14 protein-coding genes are annotated in these 14,797 nt (G+C 60.9%); 4 read left to right on the forward strand and 10 right to left on the reverse strand.

The annotated features are described in order from the left end of the window. Nucleotides 1-133: 133 nt before the first annotated feature. A complete protein-coding gene (locus ABIE16_RS13865) occupies nucleotides 134-3,604 on the forward strand; it encodes a hybrid sensor histidine kinase/response regulator (protein ID WP_429521376.1) in 3,471 nt (1,156 codons plus the stop codon). A 171-nt stretch (nucleotides 3,605-3,775) separates the two neighbouring features. Here ABIE16_RS13865 and rmuC read toward each other — a convergent pair whose 3' ends face one another. Both rmuC and ABIE16_RS13875 read right to left on the reverse strand, forming a co-directional pair. Further along, a complete protein-coding gene (gene rmuC / locus ABIE16_RS13870) occupies nucleotides 3,776-5,140 on the reverse strand; it encodes a DNA recombination protein RmuC (RefSeq protein WP_162252406.1) in 1,365 nt (454 codons plus the stop codon). A 175-nt stretch (nucleotides 5,141-5,315) separates the two neighbouring features. After that, nucleotides 5,316-5,639 (reverse strand): hypothetical protein, encoded by a 324-nt coding sequence (locus tag ABIE16_RS13875; RefSeq protein ID WP_079246787.1) that lies wholly within the window; start codon nucleotides 5,637-5,639, stop codon nucleotides 5,316-5,318. Nucleotides 5,640-6,646: 1,007 nt separating this feature from the next. Between ABIE16_RS13875 and ABIE16_RS13880 the strand changes: the two genes are divergently transcribed. The 3 genes from ABIE16_RS13880 (at nucleotide 6,647) to ABIE16_RS13890 (ending at nucleotide 9,056) form a co-directional block, all read left to right on the forward strand. Continuing rightward, on the forward strand, nucleotides 6,647-6,871 hold the full coding sequence (locus ABIE16_RS13880; RefSeq protein ID WP_008051046.1) for a hypothetical protein: 225 nt from the start codon (nucleotides 6,647-6,649) through the stop codon (nucleotides 6,869-6,871). Nucleotides 6,872-7,146: 275 nt separating this feature from the next. After that, nucleotides 7,147-7,629, forward strand: coding sequence for a hypothetical protein (locus ABIE16_RS13885; protein WP_057715794.1), 483 nt, complete (start codon nucleotides 7,147-7,149; stop codon nucleotides 7,627-7,629). 146 nt (nucleotides 7,630-7,775) lie between these two features. Further along, on the forward strand, nucleotides 7,776-9,056 hold the full coding sequence (locus ABIE16_RS13890) for an OmpP1/FadL family transporter (protein ID WP_057715795.1): 1,281 nt from the start codon (nucleotides 7,776-7,778) through the stop codon (nucleotides 9,054-9,056). 180 nt (nucleotides 9,057-9,236) lie between these two features. Here ABIE16_RS13890 and ABIE16_RS13895 read toward each other — a convergent pair whose 3' ends face one another. The 8 genes from ABIE16_RS13895 to cobU form a co-directional block, all read right to left on the reverse strand. Continuing rightward, the gene (locus ABIE16_RS13895; protein WP_429521377.1) at nucleotides 9,237-9,803 is read right to left on the reverse strand and encodes a glutathione peroxidase; all 567 of its coding nucleotides are present in this window, start codon (nucleotides 9,801-9,803) and stop codon (nucleotides 9,237-9,239) included. A gap of 55 nt (nucleotides 9,804-9,858) precedes the next feature. After that, nucleotides 9,859-9,981 (reverse strand): hypothetical protein, encoded by a 123-nt coding sequence (locus tag ABIE16_RS13900; RefSeq protein ID WP_008051054.1) that lies wholly within the window; start codon nucleotides 9,979-9,981, stop codon nucleotides 9,859-9,861. Then, nucleotides 9,978-11,186, reverse strand: a complete 1,209-nt coding sequence (locus ABIE16_RS13905) for an MFS transporter (RefSeq protein WP_057715797.1) — start codon at nucleotides 11,184-11,186, stop codon at nucleotides 9,978-9,980. Before ABIE16_RS13905 ends, ABIE16_RS13900 begins: the two co-directional genes overlap by 4 nt. 52 nt (nucleotides 11,187-11,238) lie before the next feature. Next, nucleotides 11,239-11,643 (reverse strand): MarR family winged helix-turn-helix transcriptional regulator, encoded by a 405-nt coding sequence (locus ABIE16_RS13910; RefSeq protein ID WP_046037619.1) that lies wholly within the window; start codon nucleotides 11,641-11,643, stop codon nucleotides 11,239-11,241. 173 nt (nucleotides 11,644-11,816) lie between these two features. Next, entirely contained in the window at nucleotides 11,817-12,548 is a 732-nt protein-coding gene (locus ABIE16_RS13915) for an adenosylcobinamide-GDP ribazoletransferase (protein ID WP_218497179.1), read from the reverse strand. A 2-nt stretch (nucleotides 12,549-12,550) separates the two neighbouring features. Next, the gene (gene cobC / locus ABIE16_RS13920; RefSeq protein WP_429521378.1) at nucleotides 12,551-13,126 is read right to left on the reverse strand and encodes an alpha-ribazole phosphatase family protein; all 576 of its coding nucleotides are present in this window, start codon (nucleotides 13,124-13,126) and stop codon (nucleotides 12,551-12,553) included. Next, on the reverse strand, nucleotides 13,123-14,178 hold the full coding sequence (cobT, locus tag ABIE16_RS13925) for a nicotinate-nucleotide--dimethylbenzimidazole phosphoribosyltransferase (RefSeq protein ID WP_429521379.1): 1,056 nt from the start codon (nucleotides 14,176-14,178) through the stop codon (nucleotides 13,123-13,125). The genes cobC and cobT overlap by 4 nt, the downstream gene beginning before the upstream one ends. Next, nucleotides 14,175-14,696 (reverse strand): bifunctional adenosylcobinamide kinase/adenosylcobinamide-phosphate guanylyltransferase, encoded by a 522-nt coding sequence (gene cobU / locus ABIE16_RS13930; protein ID WP_429521380.1) that lies wholly within the window; start codon nucleotides 14,694-14,696, stop codon nucleotides 14,175-14,177. Before cobU ends, cobT begins: the two co-directional genes overlap by 4 nt. Between the last annotated feature and the right edge of the window lie 101 nt (nucleotides 14,697-14,797).

Consider the following 14,797-nt stretch of genomic DNA (forward strand, 5'->3'; position numbering starts at 1 on the left):
CCGTCCAGACACTGCAAATCCCCCTGCGTCACCCCGCCACGCCACGACCTTGGTCGACACTGACTAACGCTGGCGGTCGTGCGAGACTGTCTGTCCGGGCGGGAGGTCCGGATGTCTTTTGTCTGGAGTCCCCATGTCGCTGTCCACCGGGCTGATTGCCGTCGTCGCCCTGGCCTATATGGCCATCCTGTTCGCCATCGCCTTCTATGGCGACCGTCGCAGCGCGCCCTTGCCGCCGCGTGTGCGAGCGTGGGTGTATAGCCTGTCGCTGGCGGTCTACTGCACCAGCTGGACCTTTTTCGGCGCCGTGGGCCAGGCCGCCGAACAGCTCTGGTCGTTCCTGCCGATCTACCTCGGGCCGATCCTGTTGCTGGTCGGCGCGCCGTGGGTCCTGCAAAAAATGGTGATGATCAGCAAACAGGAGAACATCACCTCGATCGCCGACTTCATCGCCGCACGCTATGGCAAATCCCAGTCGCTGGCGGTGGTGGTGGCGCTGATTTGCCTGGTCGGTGTGTTGCCCTACATTGCGCTGCAGCTCAAAGGCATCGTGCTCGGCGTGAACCTGCTGATCGGCGCCGGTGCCGACGCCATGGGCACCCGCGCCCAGGACACCGCTCTGATTGTGTCGCTGGTGCTGGCGCTGTTCACCATCGTCTTCGGTACCCGCAACCTCGACGCCACCGAGCACCACCGCGGCATGGTGCTGGCCATCGCCTTCGAATCATTGGTGAAGCTGTTCGCGTTTCTCGCCGTCGGTGCCTTCGTGACCTATGGCCTGTACGACGGTTTCGACGACCTGTTCGACCAGGCCATGCTTGCGCCGCGCCTCGAACAGTACTGGAAGGAAACCATCAACTGGCCATCGATGGTGGTGCAGACCGGTGTGGCGATGATGGCAATCATTTGCCTGCCACGGCAGTTCCACGTGACCGTTGTCGAGAACATCGATCCCCAGGATCTGCGCCTGGCCAAGTGGGTATTCCCGGCCTACCTCGCCCTCGCCGCCTTGTTTGTCGTACCGATCGCCCTGGCCGGCCAGATGATGCTGCCCAGCTCGGTGTTGCCAGACTCGTTCGTCATCAGCCTGCCCTTGGCCCAGGCGCATCCGGCGTTGGCCCTGCTGGCGTTTATCGGTGGTGCATCGGCCGCCACCGGCATGGTGATCGTGGCCAGTGTGGCGCTGTCGACCATGGTGTCCAACGACATGCTGCTGCCTTGGCTGCTGCGTCGTAACAACGCCGAGCGCCCGTTCGAAGTGTTCCGCCAGTGGATGCTGTCGGTGCGCCGCGTCAGCATCGTGGTGATTCTGCTGCTGGCCTACGTCAGTTATCGCCTGCTGGGCTCGACCGCCAGCCTGGCGACAATCGGCCAGATCGCCTTCGCTGCCGTGACCCAGCTGGCCCCCGCCATGCTCGGCGCCCTGTACTGGAAACAGGCCAACCGCCGCGGCGTTTTCGCTGGCCTCGCCGCAGGCACCTTCCTGTGGTTCTACACCTTGATCCTGCCGATTGCCGCCCTCAGCCTCGGCCTGTCCTTGAACACGTTCCCGGGGCTGGCCTGGTTGCACAGCAATCCACTGAACCTGCCGATCACCCCGCTGACCCAGGGCGTGGTGCTGTCGCTGGCAGGCAACTTCACATTGTTCGCCTGGGTCTCGGTGCTGTCCCGCACCCGGGTTTCCGAGCACTGGCAGGCAGGCCGCTTCATCGGCCAGGAAATCAGCGCACGCCCCAGCGCACGCTCGATGCTGGCAGTGCAGATCAATGACCTGCTGCAACTGGCGGCGCGCTTCGTCGGCGAAGAACGCGCCCGTCAAAGCTTCATCCGTTTTGCCTATCGCCAAGGCAAGGGCTTCAACCCGAACCAGAACGCCGACAGTGAATGGATCGCCCACACCGAACGCTTGCTGGCCGGTGTGCTTGGTGCCTCTTCGACCCGCGCGGTGGTAAAAGCCGCCATTGAAGGCCGCGAGATGCAACTGGAGGACGTCGTGCGCATCGCCGACGAAGCCTCGGAGGTGCTGCAATTCAACCGCGCCTTGCTGCAAGGCGCCATCGAGAACATCACACAGGGCATCAGCGTGGTCGACCAGTCGCTGAAACTGGTGGCCTGGAACCGTCGCTATCTTGAGCTGTTCAATTACCCGGACGGCTTGATCAGTATCGGCCGCCCCATTGCCGACATCATTCGCTACAACGCCGAGCGCGGATTGTGTGGCCCCGGCGAAGCCGAAGTGCACGTTGCCCGCCGTCTGCACTGGATGCGTCAGGGCCGCGCGCATACTTCCGAACGGATGTTCCCCAATGGCCGGGTGATCGAACTGATCGGCAACCCGATGCCCGGCGGCGGCTTCGTCATGAGTTTCACCGACATCACCGCGTTCCGCGAAGCCGAACAGGCGCTGACCGAAGCCAACGAAGGCCTGGAGCAACGGGTCACCGAACGGACCCACGAATTGTCGCAGCTCAACGTTGCCCTGACCGAAGCCAAAGGCACCGCCGAGGCGGCCAACCAGTCCAAGACCCGTTTCCTCGCGGCCGTCAGCCATGACTTGATGCAACCGTTGAATGCGGCGCGGCTGTTCTCCGCCGCCCTCTCCCATCAGGAAGATGGTTTGCCCGGCGAAGCGCAGAAACTGGTCGAACACCTGGACAGCTCGCTGCGCTCGGCCGAGGACTTGATCAGCGACTTGCTGGACATTTCCCGCCTGGAAAACGGCAAGATCAACCCGAATCGCCAGCCATTCGCCCTCAACGATCTGTTCGATACCCTCGGTACAGAGTTCAAGGTGCTGGCGCGAGAGCAAAAACTGGAGTTCCGGGTTCGCGCAAGCACGTTACGGGTCGACAGCGACATCAAGTTGCTGCGACGGATTTTGCAGAACTTCCTGACCAACGCTTTCCGCTACGGCAAAGGGCCGGTACTACTGGGGGTTCGCCGACACAAGGATCAACTGTGCCTGGAAGTCTGGGACCGCGGGCCAGGTATTCCGGAAGATAAACTGCAGGTGATTTTCGAAGAGTTCAAGCGCCTCGACAGCCATCAGACACGGGCCGAAAAAGGCCTCGGCCTGGGGCTGGCGATTGCCGACGGGCTATGTCGCGTGCTCGGTCATACCTTGCGCGTACGTTCCTGGCCGGGACGCGGTAGCGTATTCAGCGTCAGTGTGCCGCTGGCCCGGGCGCAAACCGCAGCGCCGGTCAAGGTCGCCGAGCTCAATGGCAAATTGCTCAATGGCGCGCAGGTGCTGTGTATCGACAATGAAGACAGCATCCTGATCGGCATGAACAGCCTGCTCAGCCGCTGGGGTTGCCAGGTCTGGACCGCGCGCAATCGCGAGGAATGCGCCGCGTTGCTTGGCGAAGGCATGCGCCCGCAATTGGCGCTGGTGGACTACCACCTCGATCATGGCGAGACCGGAACCGATTTGATGGCCTGGTTGCGCACGCAAATGGGCGAGCCGGTCCCTGGCGTGGTGATCAGCGCCGATGGCCGGCCGGAGACGGTCGACCTGGTGCATGCCGCGGGGCTGGATTACTTGGCCAAACCGGTGAAACCGGCGGCGTTGCGGGCGTTGTTGAGCCGGTACATACCGTTGTAACGAGGTTCAACACAGCCTCCTGTGGCGAGGGGGCTCGCCCCCGTTGGGCTGCGCAGCGGCCCCAAACCATTCAATGAGCCTCTTCAGATAAAACGCGTTGCCGGACTGACGACTGCTGCGCAGCCGAACGGGGGCAAGCCCCCTCGCCACAAGGTCCACGCTCGCCCGGGGCTACTCCGGTAACTCGACCAGCCCATCCACATCGGTCATCGCCCGCTCCAGCAAGTCCGCCGGCAGACTCTTGCTCGCCCGCGCGCCCAGCAGCTTGAGTTGTTCACTGCGACTGACCAGATTGCCGCGCCCCTCTGTCAGCTTGTTGCGTGCCGAACTGTAGGCCTTGTCCAGTTGCTGCAAGCGATTGCCGACCTCGTCCAGATCCTGGATGAACAGCACGAACTTGTCGTACAGCCACCCGGCCCGCTCGGCGATTTCCCGGGCATTCTGGCTCTGGCGCTCCTGCTTCCAAAGGCTGTCGATGACGCGCAGGGTCGCCAGCAACGTGGTGGGGCTGACGATCACGATATTGCGGTCGAATGCCTCCTGAAACAGCGTCGGCTCAGCCTGCAACGCGGCAGAAAACGCCGCCTCGATCGGCACGAAGAGCAACACGAAATCCAGGCTGTGCAAGCCATCGAGGCGCTTGTAATCCTTGCCGGCCAGGCCTTTGACGTGATTGCGCAACGACAGGACGTGCTGCTTGATGGCGATCTGGCCGATGGCCTCGTCCTCAGCCGCGACGTATTGCTGATAGGCCGTCAGGCTGACCTTGGAGTCGACCACCACCTGCTTGTCGCCCGGCAGATAAATGATCACGTCCGGCTGGAAGCGCTCGCCGTCCGGCCCCTTGAGATTGACCTGAGTCTGGTACTCGCGGCCCTTCTCCAGCCCCGCATGCTCGAGCACGCGCTCAAGAATCAGCTCGCCCCAATTGCCCTGGGTCTTCTGCCCTTTCAAGGCCCGGGTCAGGTTGGTGGCTTCATCGCTCAAGCGCAAATTCAGCTGTTGCAAGCGCTCCAGCTCCTTGGCCAGGGAGAAACGCTCACGGGCCTCGTTCTGATAGCTTTCCTCGACACGTTTTTCGAAGGACTGGATGCGTTCCTTGAGTGGATCGAGCAACTGCCCCAAGCGCTGCTGGCTGGTTTCGGCAAAACGCTGCTCGCGCTCATCGAAAATTTTCCCCGCCAGCTCGGCAAACTGCGCGCGCAACTCGTCCCGCGAACCTTGCAGGTCGTTGAGGCGTTGCTGATGGCTGTCCTGTTGCTCGCGCAATTCGGCATTGAGCGACGCGGCTTGGGCATCCAGACGGCGCAATTCGGCTTCTTTGCCGGCGCGTTCGATATTCCACGCATGGGCGGCGTCCCGAGCGTCGTCGCGCTCGATCTGCAGCAACTCGACTTCACGACGCAGCGCAGCCAGATCAGCTTGTTTGGCGGCGTTGGCCTGGGTCAGATCAGCCGCTTCATCGCGGCTGGATTCGAGTTGTGCATTCAATCCGTCCTGCGCCAGTTGCGCCATGGCCAGGCGTTCTTGCAGCAGCGCGACATCGGCTTGCGTGGTGCTGGCCCGACGCTGAAGTTGCCAGGCCAATACCAGCAACGGCAACGCAGCCGCTGCCAGCCCCAGCAATACGCTGGTCAAGTCCATTGCCATAGCCACTCCTGCCATTCGGATAAAGCCTGAAGGTTAACCAAGGCGTCCGGTCTTGGACAGCTCAGTCTTCGATCAGCCCCAGTTCCTGTTGAGCGCGGTGATCGCCTGCCCGAGCGGCCTGACGCAGCAGGTCCTGACCGATCCGGCGGTCCCGGGCATTCCCGCATTCGCGGCACATCAACTGGCCAAGGCGACTTTGCGCAGCCACCACGCCTTCACGGGCCGGTTGCTTGAGCAAACGTCCGGCGATGTGTTTGACGTTACGGTTTTCGCCCAGATGCGGGCTGTCCAACAGCCACTCCGCCACGCGCATGGAAAAGCGCTTGGTAGGGGCAACAGAGGGCGGTGTGGAGGAAGAGGAAACAGGGGCTGAGCGAAACTTCATAAAGCACTGTGGGGCAGATCAGAAGGCGCGCAACTTTACTCTCTTTTTCTTACAGGTAAAGCTGAAAATATCCCGGCACGCCCGTCCTAGAGCAAGCGCTCGGGACAATCCACAGAAGCTGTGGATAACTCAGTGGACAACCGCCCTTGAACTCGCTCAAAGCCCTGTGGAATGGGGCTCGCAGTCAAACTGACGATTTTTTCACCAGTAAAAAAAAGCGATGTTTTTCATTGACTTAAATTTTGGTTACAGGCAGCCATTACGCTTGAACGTGAGATGACAGCGGGGTGACAGACCGCGCAACTAATGTGCACAAGTGCCTTTACGATGGTTATATCCATGCACTTTTTCGGCGCATTTTTTTGTCATGCCTGGGGATAAGCCCTGGCAAACCCGGTGTCCAGACGGCTGCGCTGCTACAAACGTCGATGACCGATGGTCGGATTTTGTCCCGAAACAGGGCGCATGAATCCCAGGTCTTGCAGCTTTATGCGCGCCTCCACAAGACAAAACAGCCCGATCAGGCACCGGCCAGGAAACTTTTTTCGCTACCACACTTCCCTTGCCCAGTTCAATCCGTTAGTATCCGCGACGTTAGTACCAAGCTGAAAGTCAATTCTGGTCGAACAAATCCCCCCGGTCAGCCTTCCCGACGGAAGCCTCCACCGAACAAGCGGGATCGACCACCTCGATGGTTTCCAGGTAAATCTTGCGCCAACACAACCTTTGAATCGAAAGCAAAGGATGTTGCTCCGCCTGCCTACTCTGCTCGAACCAACCTGCAAATTGATCAGGATCTTCACCCCGGGCCCAGAACCTTTGCCCTCGATGTGTTGCCTGCCCTCCTAAGTACCTACCTGCCAGCCCAAGCGCGCCAACTTATCAGCGCTTCAAACTGGCTGCTTTGTTCCAGTCGGGTTCTTCGTTCGATCAATGGTGATCGACGTTACTGGAACGTTTTAACGTTGCACGGTTCTTATCCGTGTCATTTGTAGGAACACCCAATAATGTCTACTCAAATCCAGACTCAGGATGCCATTCGCACCCTAACCAACGCTTTTGCACCAATGAACTGCCTGATCATGGCCGCTCGCAAAGGCTGCTTCAGCTTCACCCTGGTCAACGAACACGGCATCGCTCGTCACAGCGAACGCCTGTACCCCGATCAATACTCCAGCGCCGAGCCGCTGCAGGCCGTGATCGAGCGTACCCGTCAGGCACTGGTTGCCTGAAACGCCAGAAAGGCTGAAAAACCCAAAAGCCCTGCCCGAAAAGCGGGGCTTTTTATTGCCCGATATTTCCCTTTCCTCGAATCACGACTAAGCACGATCCGATATAACGGTTATAACTGATCGCTGGAAATATTTTAAAAACAGGCCTTTACAGCGCGAATATGACACTACACTTCAACTCAAGCGGCTTGACCCGCTTGCGGCGAGCCTGAGTCGATTCACAGCTGCCAAGCCCCCCTCAGGTGTCGCCGTCCATTTCAGGTTTCGAGGGTTTTATGGGTATCGCTGCCAGCGAACTGTGCCGTTATGTGATTCGTCCGACATTGATCTATCTCGGACAACATAGCGCTACGGCCGAATCCCTGCTGCTGGGCATTGCCGCCAGCCAGTCCGCCCTTGGTTCCGCCCTGCATGACCGCCGTGGGCACGGCCTGTACCGCATCGCCGAGCCCCGTCACCAGGCCCTTTGGGACCATTACCTGGCCCTTGATCCGGAGCGTGCGAGCCTGGTCCGCGGCCTGGCCAGCCAGCATGCGTTCCTGAGTGGCCCGCACCTCGAGTTGACCGTCAACCTGCGTTACGCCACAGCCATCGCCTGGCTGCTGGTGGAAGAACAGAACACCCCCCTCCCCGCCCCTGATGATTTGCTGGGTATGGCCAGAATCTGGCGCCAGACATTTCAGCCCCAGGGACGTCTGCGTGATTTCACCTGCGCCTGGCAAACCTGTGTTTCACCCCTGAATCAGGTAGCCTGCTGACACCCTTGGATCCAAAGATCGCGTAACACGCCGCGATTCTGGTCGGATTGTCCTACAAAACCGCTCTAAATCAAGGCATACAGCCTATGGCGCCGGAACGAAAATGTTGGTAATTTTCGCCCCGGTGATCACCAGGAGTTCTAATAATGAAAAAAGTAATGCTCAAAACCACCATTAGTCTCGCCGTTGCCATGGCATCCACCCAGATCTTTGCAAGTGGCTTTGCCCTCAACGAACAAAGCATCAGCGGGATGGGGTCAGGTTTTGCCGGGCGATCTTCCTCTGCCGACGACGCATCCACCATTTTTGGCAACCCTGCCGGCATGTCGCGCATCAAGCGCGAACAAGTTACCGGCGGTGTTGCGATGATCGACGCACACACTGACATCAGCCATGCAAGCTCCTCCCCGAACAACCGTGGCAGCAATGACGGCGACATGGTTCCGTTCATCGCCGTGCCCATGGGTTACTACGTCAAGCCAATCGACGACCATTGGGCCTTCGGTATTGGCATATACGCCCCGTTCGGCCTGGTAACCGACTACGAAAACGGCTTTGAGGGTCGTTACTTCGGCAGCAAGAGCGAAGTCAAGATCGTCACCGTGCAACCGACTGTCAGCTACGCCTTCAACGACAAGGTTTCCATCGGTTTCGGCCCGACCATCAACCGCATCGACGGCAGCCTGGAATCGAACATAACGGCCTTGCCGACCTTAACGAACTTGCCCGATGGTCATGTCAAGATCAAGGGTGACGACACCGCCCTGGGCTACAACATCGGCGTGCTGGTCCAAGCCACCGACAGCACCCGTGTCGGCCTGACCTACCACTCGAAAGTGAAGTACAAGCTCGAGGGCGACACCAAGGTCAACTACAACCTGCTGGGCCTGGTCGGCCAGAACCCGAGCCAGAAATACGACGCTTCGCTGGATGTGACCACGCCTGAATCGGTGGACTTTTCGGTCACTCACCAGCTCGACGACAAGTGGACTCTTTACGCAGGCAGCACCTGGACCCGTTGGAGCCGCCTGAAAGAAATCACCGTTGAAAACACAGGTGTTCCGGCTGTTCTGAACGGCCAGTTCGGCACCATCACCGAAGAACAGAACTGGCACGACACCTGGGCTCACGCCATCGGCGCGTCCTACCAGTTGAACAAGCAATGGGTACTGCGTACCGGCTTGTCCGTTGACCAGGCACCGACCAACAACGTCGACCGTTCCCCACGCATCCCGACTGGCGATCGCACGATTTTCAGCGTGGGCGCCGGCTGGAGCCCGACCGACGACCTGACCATCGACCTGGCGTACTCGTACCTGCGCGAGGAATCGGTCAAGGTCAACGGCGACGACCATGGCCAGACCTACAACGCCAAGTATGACAACTACGCGAACGGTTTCGGTCTCGGTGCGACCTACCGCTTCTGATGATTCCCGGCGAGCCTGAACCGCTTGCCCGCTGAATCAAAAAAGCCCCGCTCTCCTCACGGAGGCGGGGCTTTTCATTTGTAGGAGCGAGCCTGCTCGCGATGGACGCGAACGATGACGTGTGTTTACTGGATGAACGAGGCGCCTTGAGATTTTCGCGAGCAAGATCGCTCCTACAGGTCAGGGGGTCGAAACAAGTGGTGGCGAAGCCAGCGCCTTTTCCACCGCCGCAATGAACTCGGGATCGTCCGGCTTGGTCAGGCTGGAGAAATTGGCGATCACCTTGCCTTGGCGGTCCACCACATACTTGTAGAAATTCCACTTCGGCGCGCTGCTTTGACTGGCGAGGACCTTGAGCAAGTGCGTCGCATCGTCGCCGCGAACCCTTTGCGGCTCGGTCATGGTGAAGGTCACACCATAGTTGACGTAGCAGACCTTGGCAGTCTCGGCACCATCCTTTGACTCCTGCTTGAAGTCATTGGACGGAACGCCAATTACCTCCAGCCCTTGACCCTTGAAGCGCTGGTTCAGCGCCTCAAGGCCTTTGAACTGCGGAGCAAAGCCACAGAAGCTTGCGGTATTGACCACCACCAACGGTTTACCGGCGAAGCGCTGGCACAAATCGATGGATTCCTTGGCGCGCAGCTTTTGCAGTGATCCTTGCAACAGCTCCGGGCACTCGGCCGCGTAGGCCAGCCCGGTAAACGCCACCAGCAACGCGGGGACTGCAATCCAGCGCATCAGCATGTCGGTGCACCCTTGATAATTCGTCAAAAGCGACGTTACTCGCCCTCGCCAGTCGCTAGCAAGCACCCATGCCCAACTGCATCAGCGCCAGCCCGCCCTGATGCCAGCCCCACCACGACAACGCCAGCAATAAGGCGCAGACGGCGGCTACAGCGATCCGTGGCCAAAGGTTGTTCATATCGCACTCATTTGTGATTGCAGACGCTCTACCGGCCGCTCACGCACCGGCCAATTGAGGGCAGCGGCCAACAGGCTCAAGAGAATCGCCACTTGCCAGATCAAGTCATAACTCCCGGTTCGGTCATACACCACGCCACCCAACCAGCCGCCCAGGAACGAACCGAGTTGGTGAAACAGGAAAACAATCCCGCCGAGCATGGACAGGTTTCGCACACCAAACAAGGTCGCCACCGTACCGTTGGTCAATGGCACCGTCGACAGCCACAGGAAACCCATGGCCATGCCAAAAAGATAAGCCGTGGTGGTGGTCACCGGTGCCCACAGGAACAACGCAATGACCACCGCCCGCAGCAAGTACAACCCGGTGAGCAAACGCGGCTTGGACATGCGCCCGCCGAGCCATCCCGCGGTATAGGTGCCGAAGATGTTGAACAGGCCGATCAGTGCCAGCACCGTGGTGCCGACCGTCGCCGGAAGGTGTTGATCCACCAGATAGGCCGGCAGGTGCACACCGATGAACACCACCTGGAATCCGCACACGAAAAAGCCGAACGCCAGCAGCCAGAAGCCGGAATGGGAGCAGGCTTCGCGCAGCGCTTCGCCAAGGGTCTGTTCGTGGCCCAGGACGGGCAGCGGCTTGTCCTTGAGCATGCCCACCAGCGGCACGATCAACGCCACCAGCAAGCCCAGCGCCAGCAGCGCCGCGGACCAGCCAAGCCATCCGATCAAACCGAGCGTGCCGGGCAACATCGCGAACTGGCCGAACGAACCGGCCGCACTGGCGATCCCCATGCCCATGCTGCGTTTTTCCGGTGGCACCGCGCGGCCGACCACCCCCAGGATCACCGAGAACGACGTACCCGACAGTCCGATGCCGATCAGCAGGCCGGCGCTCAGGGACAGGGTCATCGCCGAGTCGGAGAGCCCCATGCAAATCAGCCCGGCCGCGTACAGGACGCCACCGATCAGCACCACTTTCGCTGCGCCGAAGCGGTCGGCCAGGGCACCGGTGAATGGCTGGGCGAGGCCCCAGATCAGGTTTTGCAGGGCGATGGCGAAGGCAAAGACTTCACGACCCCAACCAAACTCGGCGCTCATCGGCGCCAGAAACAGCCCGAAGCCATGGCGAACCCCCAGCGACAACGCAAGGATCAGCGCACTCCCCAACAGAACCCAGCCGCAAGTACGCCACATCGATGTCATTGTTATTCTCCAATAGCGGGTATATACCCGCTTAAGATCGAAAAAACCGGCATCATGCCAGTTCGTCCAGCAGCTTCAATAAGGTTTCGCGCTTCTCGGCACCCAGGCGATCGATCAAACGCTGCTGCGCGGCTTCCCAGGCCGGCAAGGCAGCCTTGAGGCGCTCTGCCCCGGCCTCGGTCAGCAGGACGATGCGGTTGCGCATGTCCTCGCCCTCGACCAGCGTCACCAGGCCATCACCCTCCAGCACACGCAAATTGCGCCCCAGGGTGCTGCGGTCCAGGCCCATGGCCTCGGCCAGGGTCGAGATGCTCGGCTGATCCAGACGCTGCAGATTGCACAGCAAAGAATACTGCGCAACGTTGATCCCGAAGCCGTCGAGAGCGCCGTCGTAGTGCCTGCTGACGCCACGGGCGGCGCGACGCAGGTTGATGCATAAACATTGGGAATCGAGCATGGTGCGTGTATATACCCGCGAGTCGGTTAAATCAAGTGGCATGGGGTTTGTTCAGTGATTGGGCGGTGTCCTGTAGATCGCCATCGCGAGCAAGCTCGCTCCCACAGTTGATCGCATTCCAATGTGGGAGCGGGCTTGCCCGCGAAGAGGCCGGAACATTCAACACAACCCGATCAGGCCAACGCCAAGCCTACCAGCACTGCAACTTCCAGCAACTCCAGCATCGCGCCCGCCGTGTCCCCTGTCGTGCCACCCAGGCGCCGCAGCATCACCTGGCGCAACCAGACAAACCCCAGCACTGCCAACACCAGCGCCAGCACACCACTGACGCCGGCGATCAACACACAGGCCAGCGCGCTGACCGCCAACACCTGCTTGCCCGCCGAACGCGGAAGATGATCGGCCAATGCCTGGCCCAGGCCACCGGCACGCACATAGGGCGTAGTCAGGAACAAGCCGAGCAATGCGCTGCGACCGATCAACGGCACAATGATCAAGGCCAGCGAATGCGGCTGCTCGATCAACGCCAGCAGTGCGGTGAATTTAAGCAACAACACCAGCACCAGCGTCACCACGGCGATCGGCCCGCTGCGCGGGTCTTTCATGATGGTCAGCGTGCGCTCACGGTCGCCAAAACCACCGAGCCAGGCATCGGCGCTGTCCGCCAGGCCATCGAGATGCAAGCCGCCGCTGAGCAGCACCCAAAGGCTCAGCAACAGCGCCGCGTGCAGCAAGGTCGGTGTACCCAGCAACAGCCAGTTGACTGCCCACAGAATCGCGCCAAAGAGCAATCCCACCAGCGGATAAAACAGCAACGACCGCCCCAGATCCCGGGGCTCAGGCATTCCGGGCAGGCGAATCGGCAGGCTGCTGAGAAATTGCAGGGCAATCCAGAATGGCAGCATGGTCAGAGCACTTCCTTCAACACGCCCGCAGGCTCCACCGTCAGCGAAAACAGTGCACCATGCCCGACCTCAACGTTGAGCAGTTGCTCCCGTGGCAACCCGCGCGCCTGTGCCAGCAACAGACGCATCACACCGCCATGGCTGATCAGCAGAATTCGCTCACCGGCACAGGTCGCGTGCAAACGCTCCAGCGCTGCCAGCACCCGTGCCGAAAAGTCTGCAACCGGCTCACCCTGAGGCGGCGTGAACGAATAGGGATCGACCCAGAACAAACCCAGGGCCTGCGCGTCGGTTTCCATCAACGCCGCCGCGCTCTGTCCTTCCCAGGCGCCGAAATGCAACTCTTGCAGGTCTTTGTCCAGTTGCACCGGAACACCCAGTTGCGCAGCGAGTTCCTCGGCAAACCGCGCACAACGCTGCAACGGCGAACTGACCAGCCGATCCCACGGACCTTGCCCGATCACGGCGGCGCGCATCTGCGCCCAGCCCGTGTCGGTCAACGTATCATCGATACTGCCGCGCAGGCCGCCGCCGAGTTCGGTTTCACCGTGACGCAACAGATCCACGCGCAAGGTCATGCCGGACGATCTGCCACGGCGGCTTCGGCAAAGGTCGCCATTTGCCCGTGCAGGTCGCAAGCCAGGCGCAGCAGCGGCACAGCCAACGCCGCACCACTGCCTTCGCCAAGCCGCAGGCCGAGATCGAGCAAGGGTTGCGCATCCAGGGTTTCCAGCACATGACGATGCCCCGGCTCGGCGCCGCGATGACCGAACAACAGCCACTGACGACACTCTGGATTCAAGCGCACCGCAACCAGTGCCGCGACGCTGCAAATGAAGCCGTCCACCAGCACCGCGACACCTTCCTGGGCACACGTAAGATAGGCACCGACCAGCGCGGCGATCTCAAAGCCGCCGAGGTTGAACAGGGTCTGCAAGGCATCGCCACGCTGCGCGCCATGCAATGCCAGGGCGCGCTCGATGACCTGGGCCTTGTGGCTGACACCTTCGGCATTGAGCCCGGTGCCAGGTCCGGTCAAATGCACCACCGGGCAATCGAGTAGCGCACACGCCAATGCACTGGCAGCGGTGGTGTTACCGATGCCCATTTCGCCACCGATAAACAACTGCGCACCGGTGGCAATTGCCAGCTGCACGCTGTCACGACCGGCCTGCAAGGCGAGTTGCCCCTGGGCCTGGGTCATGGCCGGTCCCTGTACAAAATTCGCCGTGCCCGGGCCGACATTCAGATGGCGCACGCCCGGCAGGTTTAGCGACGGCGTCACCGTGCCAAGATCCACCACCTCAAGGGAAGCGCCCAGTTGCCGCGCCAGCACGCTGATCGCCGCGCCACCGCTGACGAAGTTGAGCAGCATCTGCCCGGTGACTTCCTGGGGAAACGCCGACACGCCCTCGGCGACGACGCCATGGTCGCCGGCAAAAATCGCGATCCACACCTGCTCCAGACTCGGCTTGACCCGCCCCTGCAATCCCGCCAACTGCACCGCCAGCGCTTCCAGCTGGCCGAGGGAGCCGGCCGGCTTGGTCAGTTGCTGTTGCCGCGCCTGGGCCTGTTCGACCACTTGGGTATCGACCGGCTTGCACGGGTTCAACCACCAGGATTGAGTCATAACGCAGTTCCTTTCAGAGTCAGGGGCAGGCCGGCGACGGTCAGGACGACACGCTGGCAACGCTCAGCCAGAGCTTGATGCAGCCAACCGGCTTCATCGACATAGCGACGAGTCAACTCACCCAGCGGCACGACACCCATGCCGGTCTCGTTGCTGACAAAAATGATTTCACCCGGCAGCGACGCCAGGCAGTCCAGCAAGGCATCACGCTCGGCGTGCAAGCGCTGCGCATCGTCGAGCATCAGCAGATTGGTCAGCCACAGGGTCAGGCAATCCACCAGCAGGCAACGGTCGACACGGGCGGACTCACGCAGCACCCGGGCCAGTTCCACCGGTTCTTCGATCAAGGCCCATTCGGCAGGACGACGGGCGCGGTGATGGGCCACCCGCTCGCTCATTTCTCCGTCCAGTGGCTGGCTGGTGGCGATGTAGGTCACGGTCAGGGCGCTGTCGATGGCGAGTTTTTCAGCCAGGCGACTCTTGCCGGAGCGGGCGCCGCCGAGGATCAGTTGGAGCATGGTTACATCCTTTCAAATGGGCGGTGTGGCCACTTCAGTCTTCGCGAGCAAGCCCGCTCCCACATTAGAACGCGGTCAACTGTGGGAGCGGGCTTGCTCGC

Source organism: Pseudomonas sp. 2725 (assembly GCF_050434585.1).
Taxonomy (GTDB): domain Bacteria; phylum Pseudomonadota; class Gammaproteobacteria; order Pseudomonadales; family Pseudomonadaceae; genus Aquipseudomonas; species Aquipseudomonas jessenii.

Coding starts and splice junctions, on each gene's coding strand:
- ABIE16_RS13875 (WP_079246787.1), bottom strand. CDS start 5,639: ATGAAGTTTCGCTCAGCCCCTGTTTCCTCTTCCTCCACACCGCCCTCT.
- ABIE16_RS13905 (WP_057715797.1), bottom strand. CDS start 11,186: ATGACATCGATGTGGCGTACTTGCGGCTGGGTTCTGTTGGGGAGTGCG.
- cobC (WP_429521378.1), bottom strand. CDS start 13,126: ATGACCTTGCGCGTGGATCTGTTGCGTCACGGTGAAACCGAACTCGGC.
- ABIE16_RS13910 (WP_046037619.1), bottom strand. CDS start 11,643: ATGCTCGATTCCCAATGTTTATGCATCAACCTGCGTCGCGCCGCCCGT.
- ABIE16_RS13885 (WP_057715794.1), top strand. CDS start 7,147: ATGGGTATCGCTGCCAGCGAACTGTGCCGTTATGTGATTCGTCCGACA.
- ABIE16_RS13915 (WP_218497179.1), bottom strand. CDS start 12,548: ATGCTGCCATTCTGGATTGCCCTGCAATTTCTCAGCAGCCTGCCGATT.
- cobU (WP_429521380.1), bottom strand. CDS start 14,696: ATGCTCCAACTGATCCTCGGCGGCGCCCGCTCCGGCAAGAGTCGCCTG.
- ABIE16_RS13865 (WP_429521376.1), top strand. CDS start 134: ATGTCGCTGTCCACCGGGCTGATTGCCGTCGTCGCCCTGGCCTATATG.
- cobT (WP_429521379.1), bottom strand. CDS start 14,178: ATGACTCAATCCTGGTGGTTGAACCCGTGCAAGCCGGTCGATACCCAA.
- ABIE16_RS13900 (WP_008051054.1), bottom strand. CDS start 9,981: ATGAACAACCTTTGGCCACGGATCGCTGTAGCCGCCGTCTGCGCCTTA.
- ABIE16_RS13895 (WP_429521377.1), bottom strand. CDS start 9,803: ATGCTGATGCGCTGGATTGCAGTCCCCGCGTTGCTGGTGGCGTTTACC.
- ABIE16_RS13890 (WP_057715795.1), top strand. CDS start 7,776: ATGAAAAAAGTAATGCTCAAAACCACCATTAGTCTCGCCGTTGCCATG.
- ABIE16_RS13880 (WP_008051046.1), top strand. CDS start 6,647: ATGTCTACTCAAATCCAGACTCAGGATGCCATTCGCACCCTAACCAAC.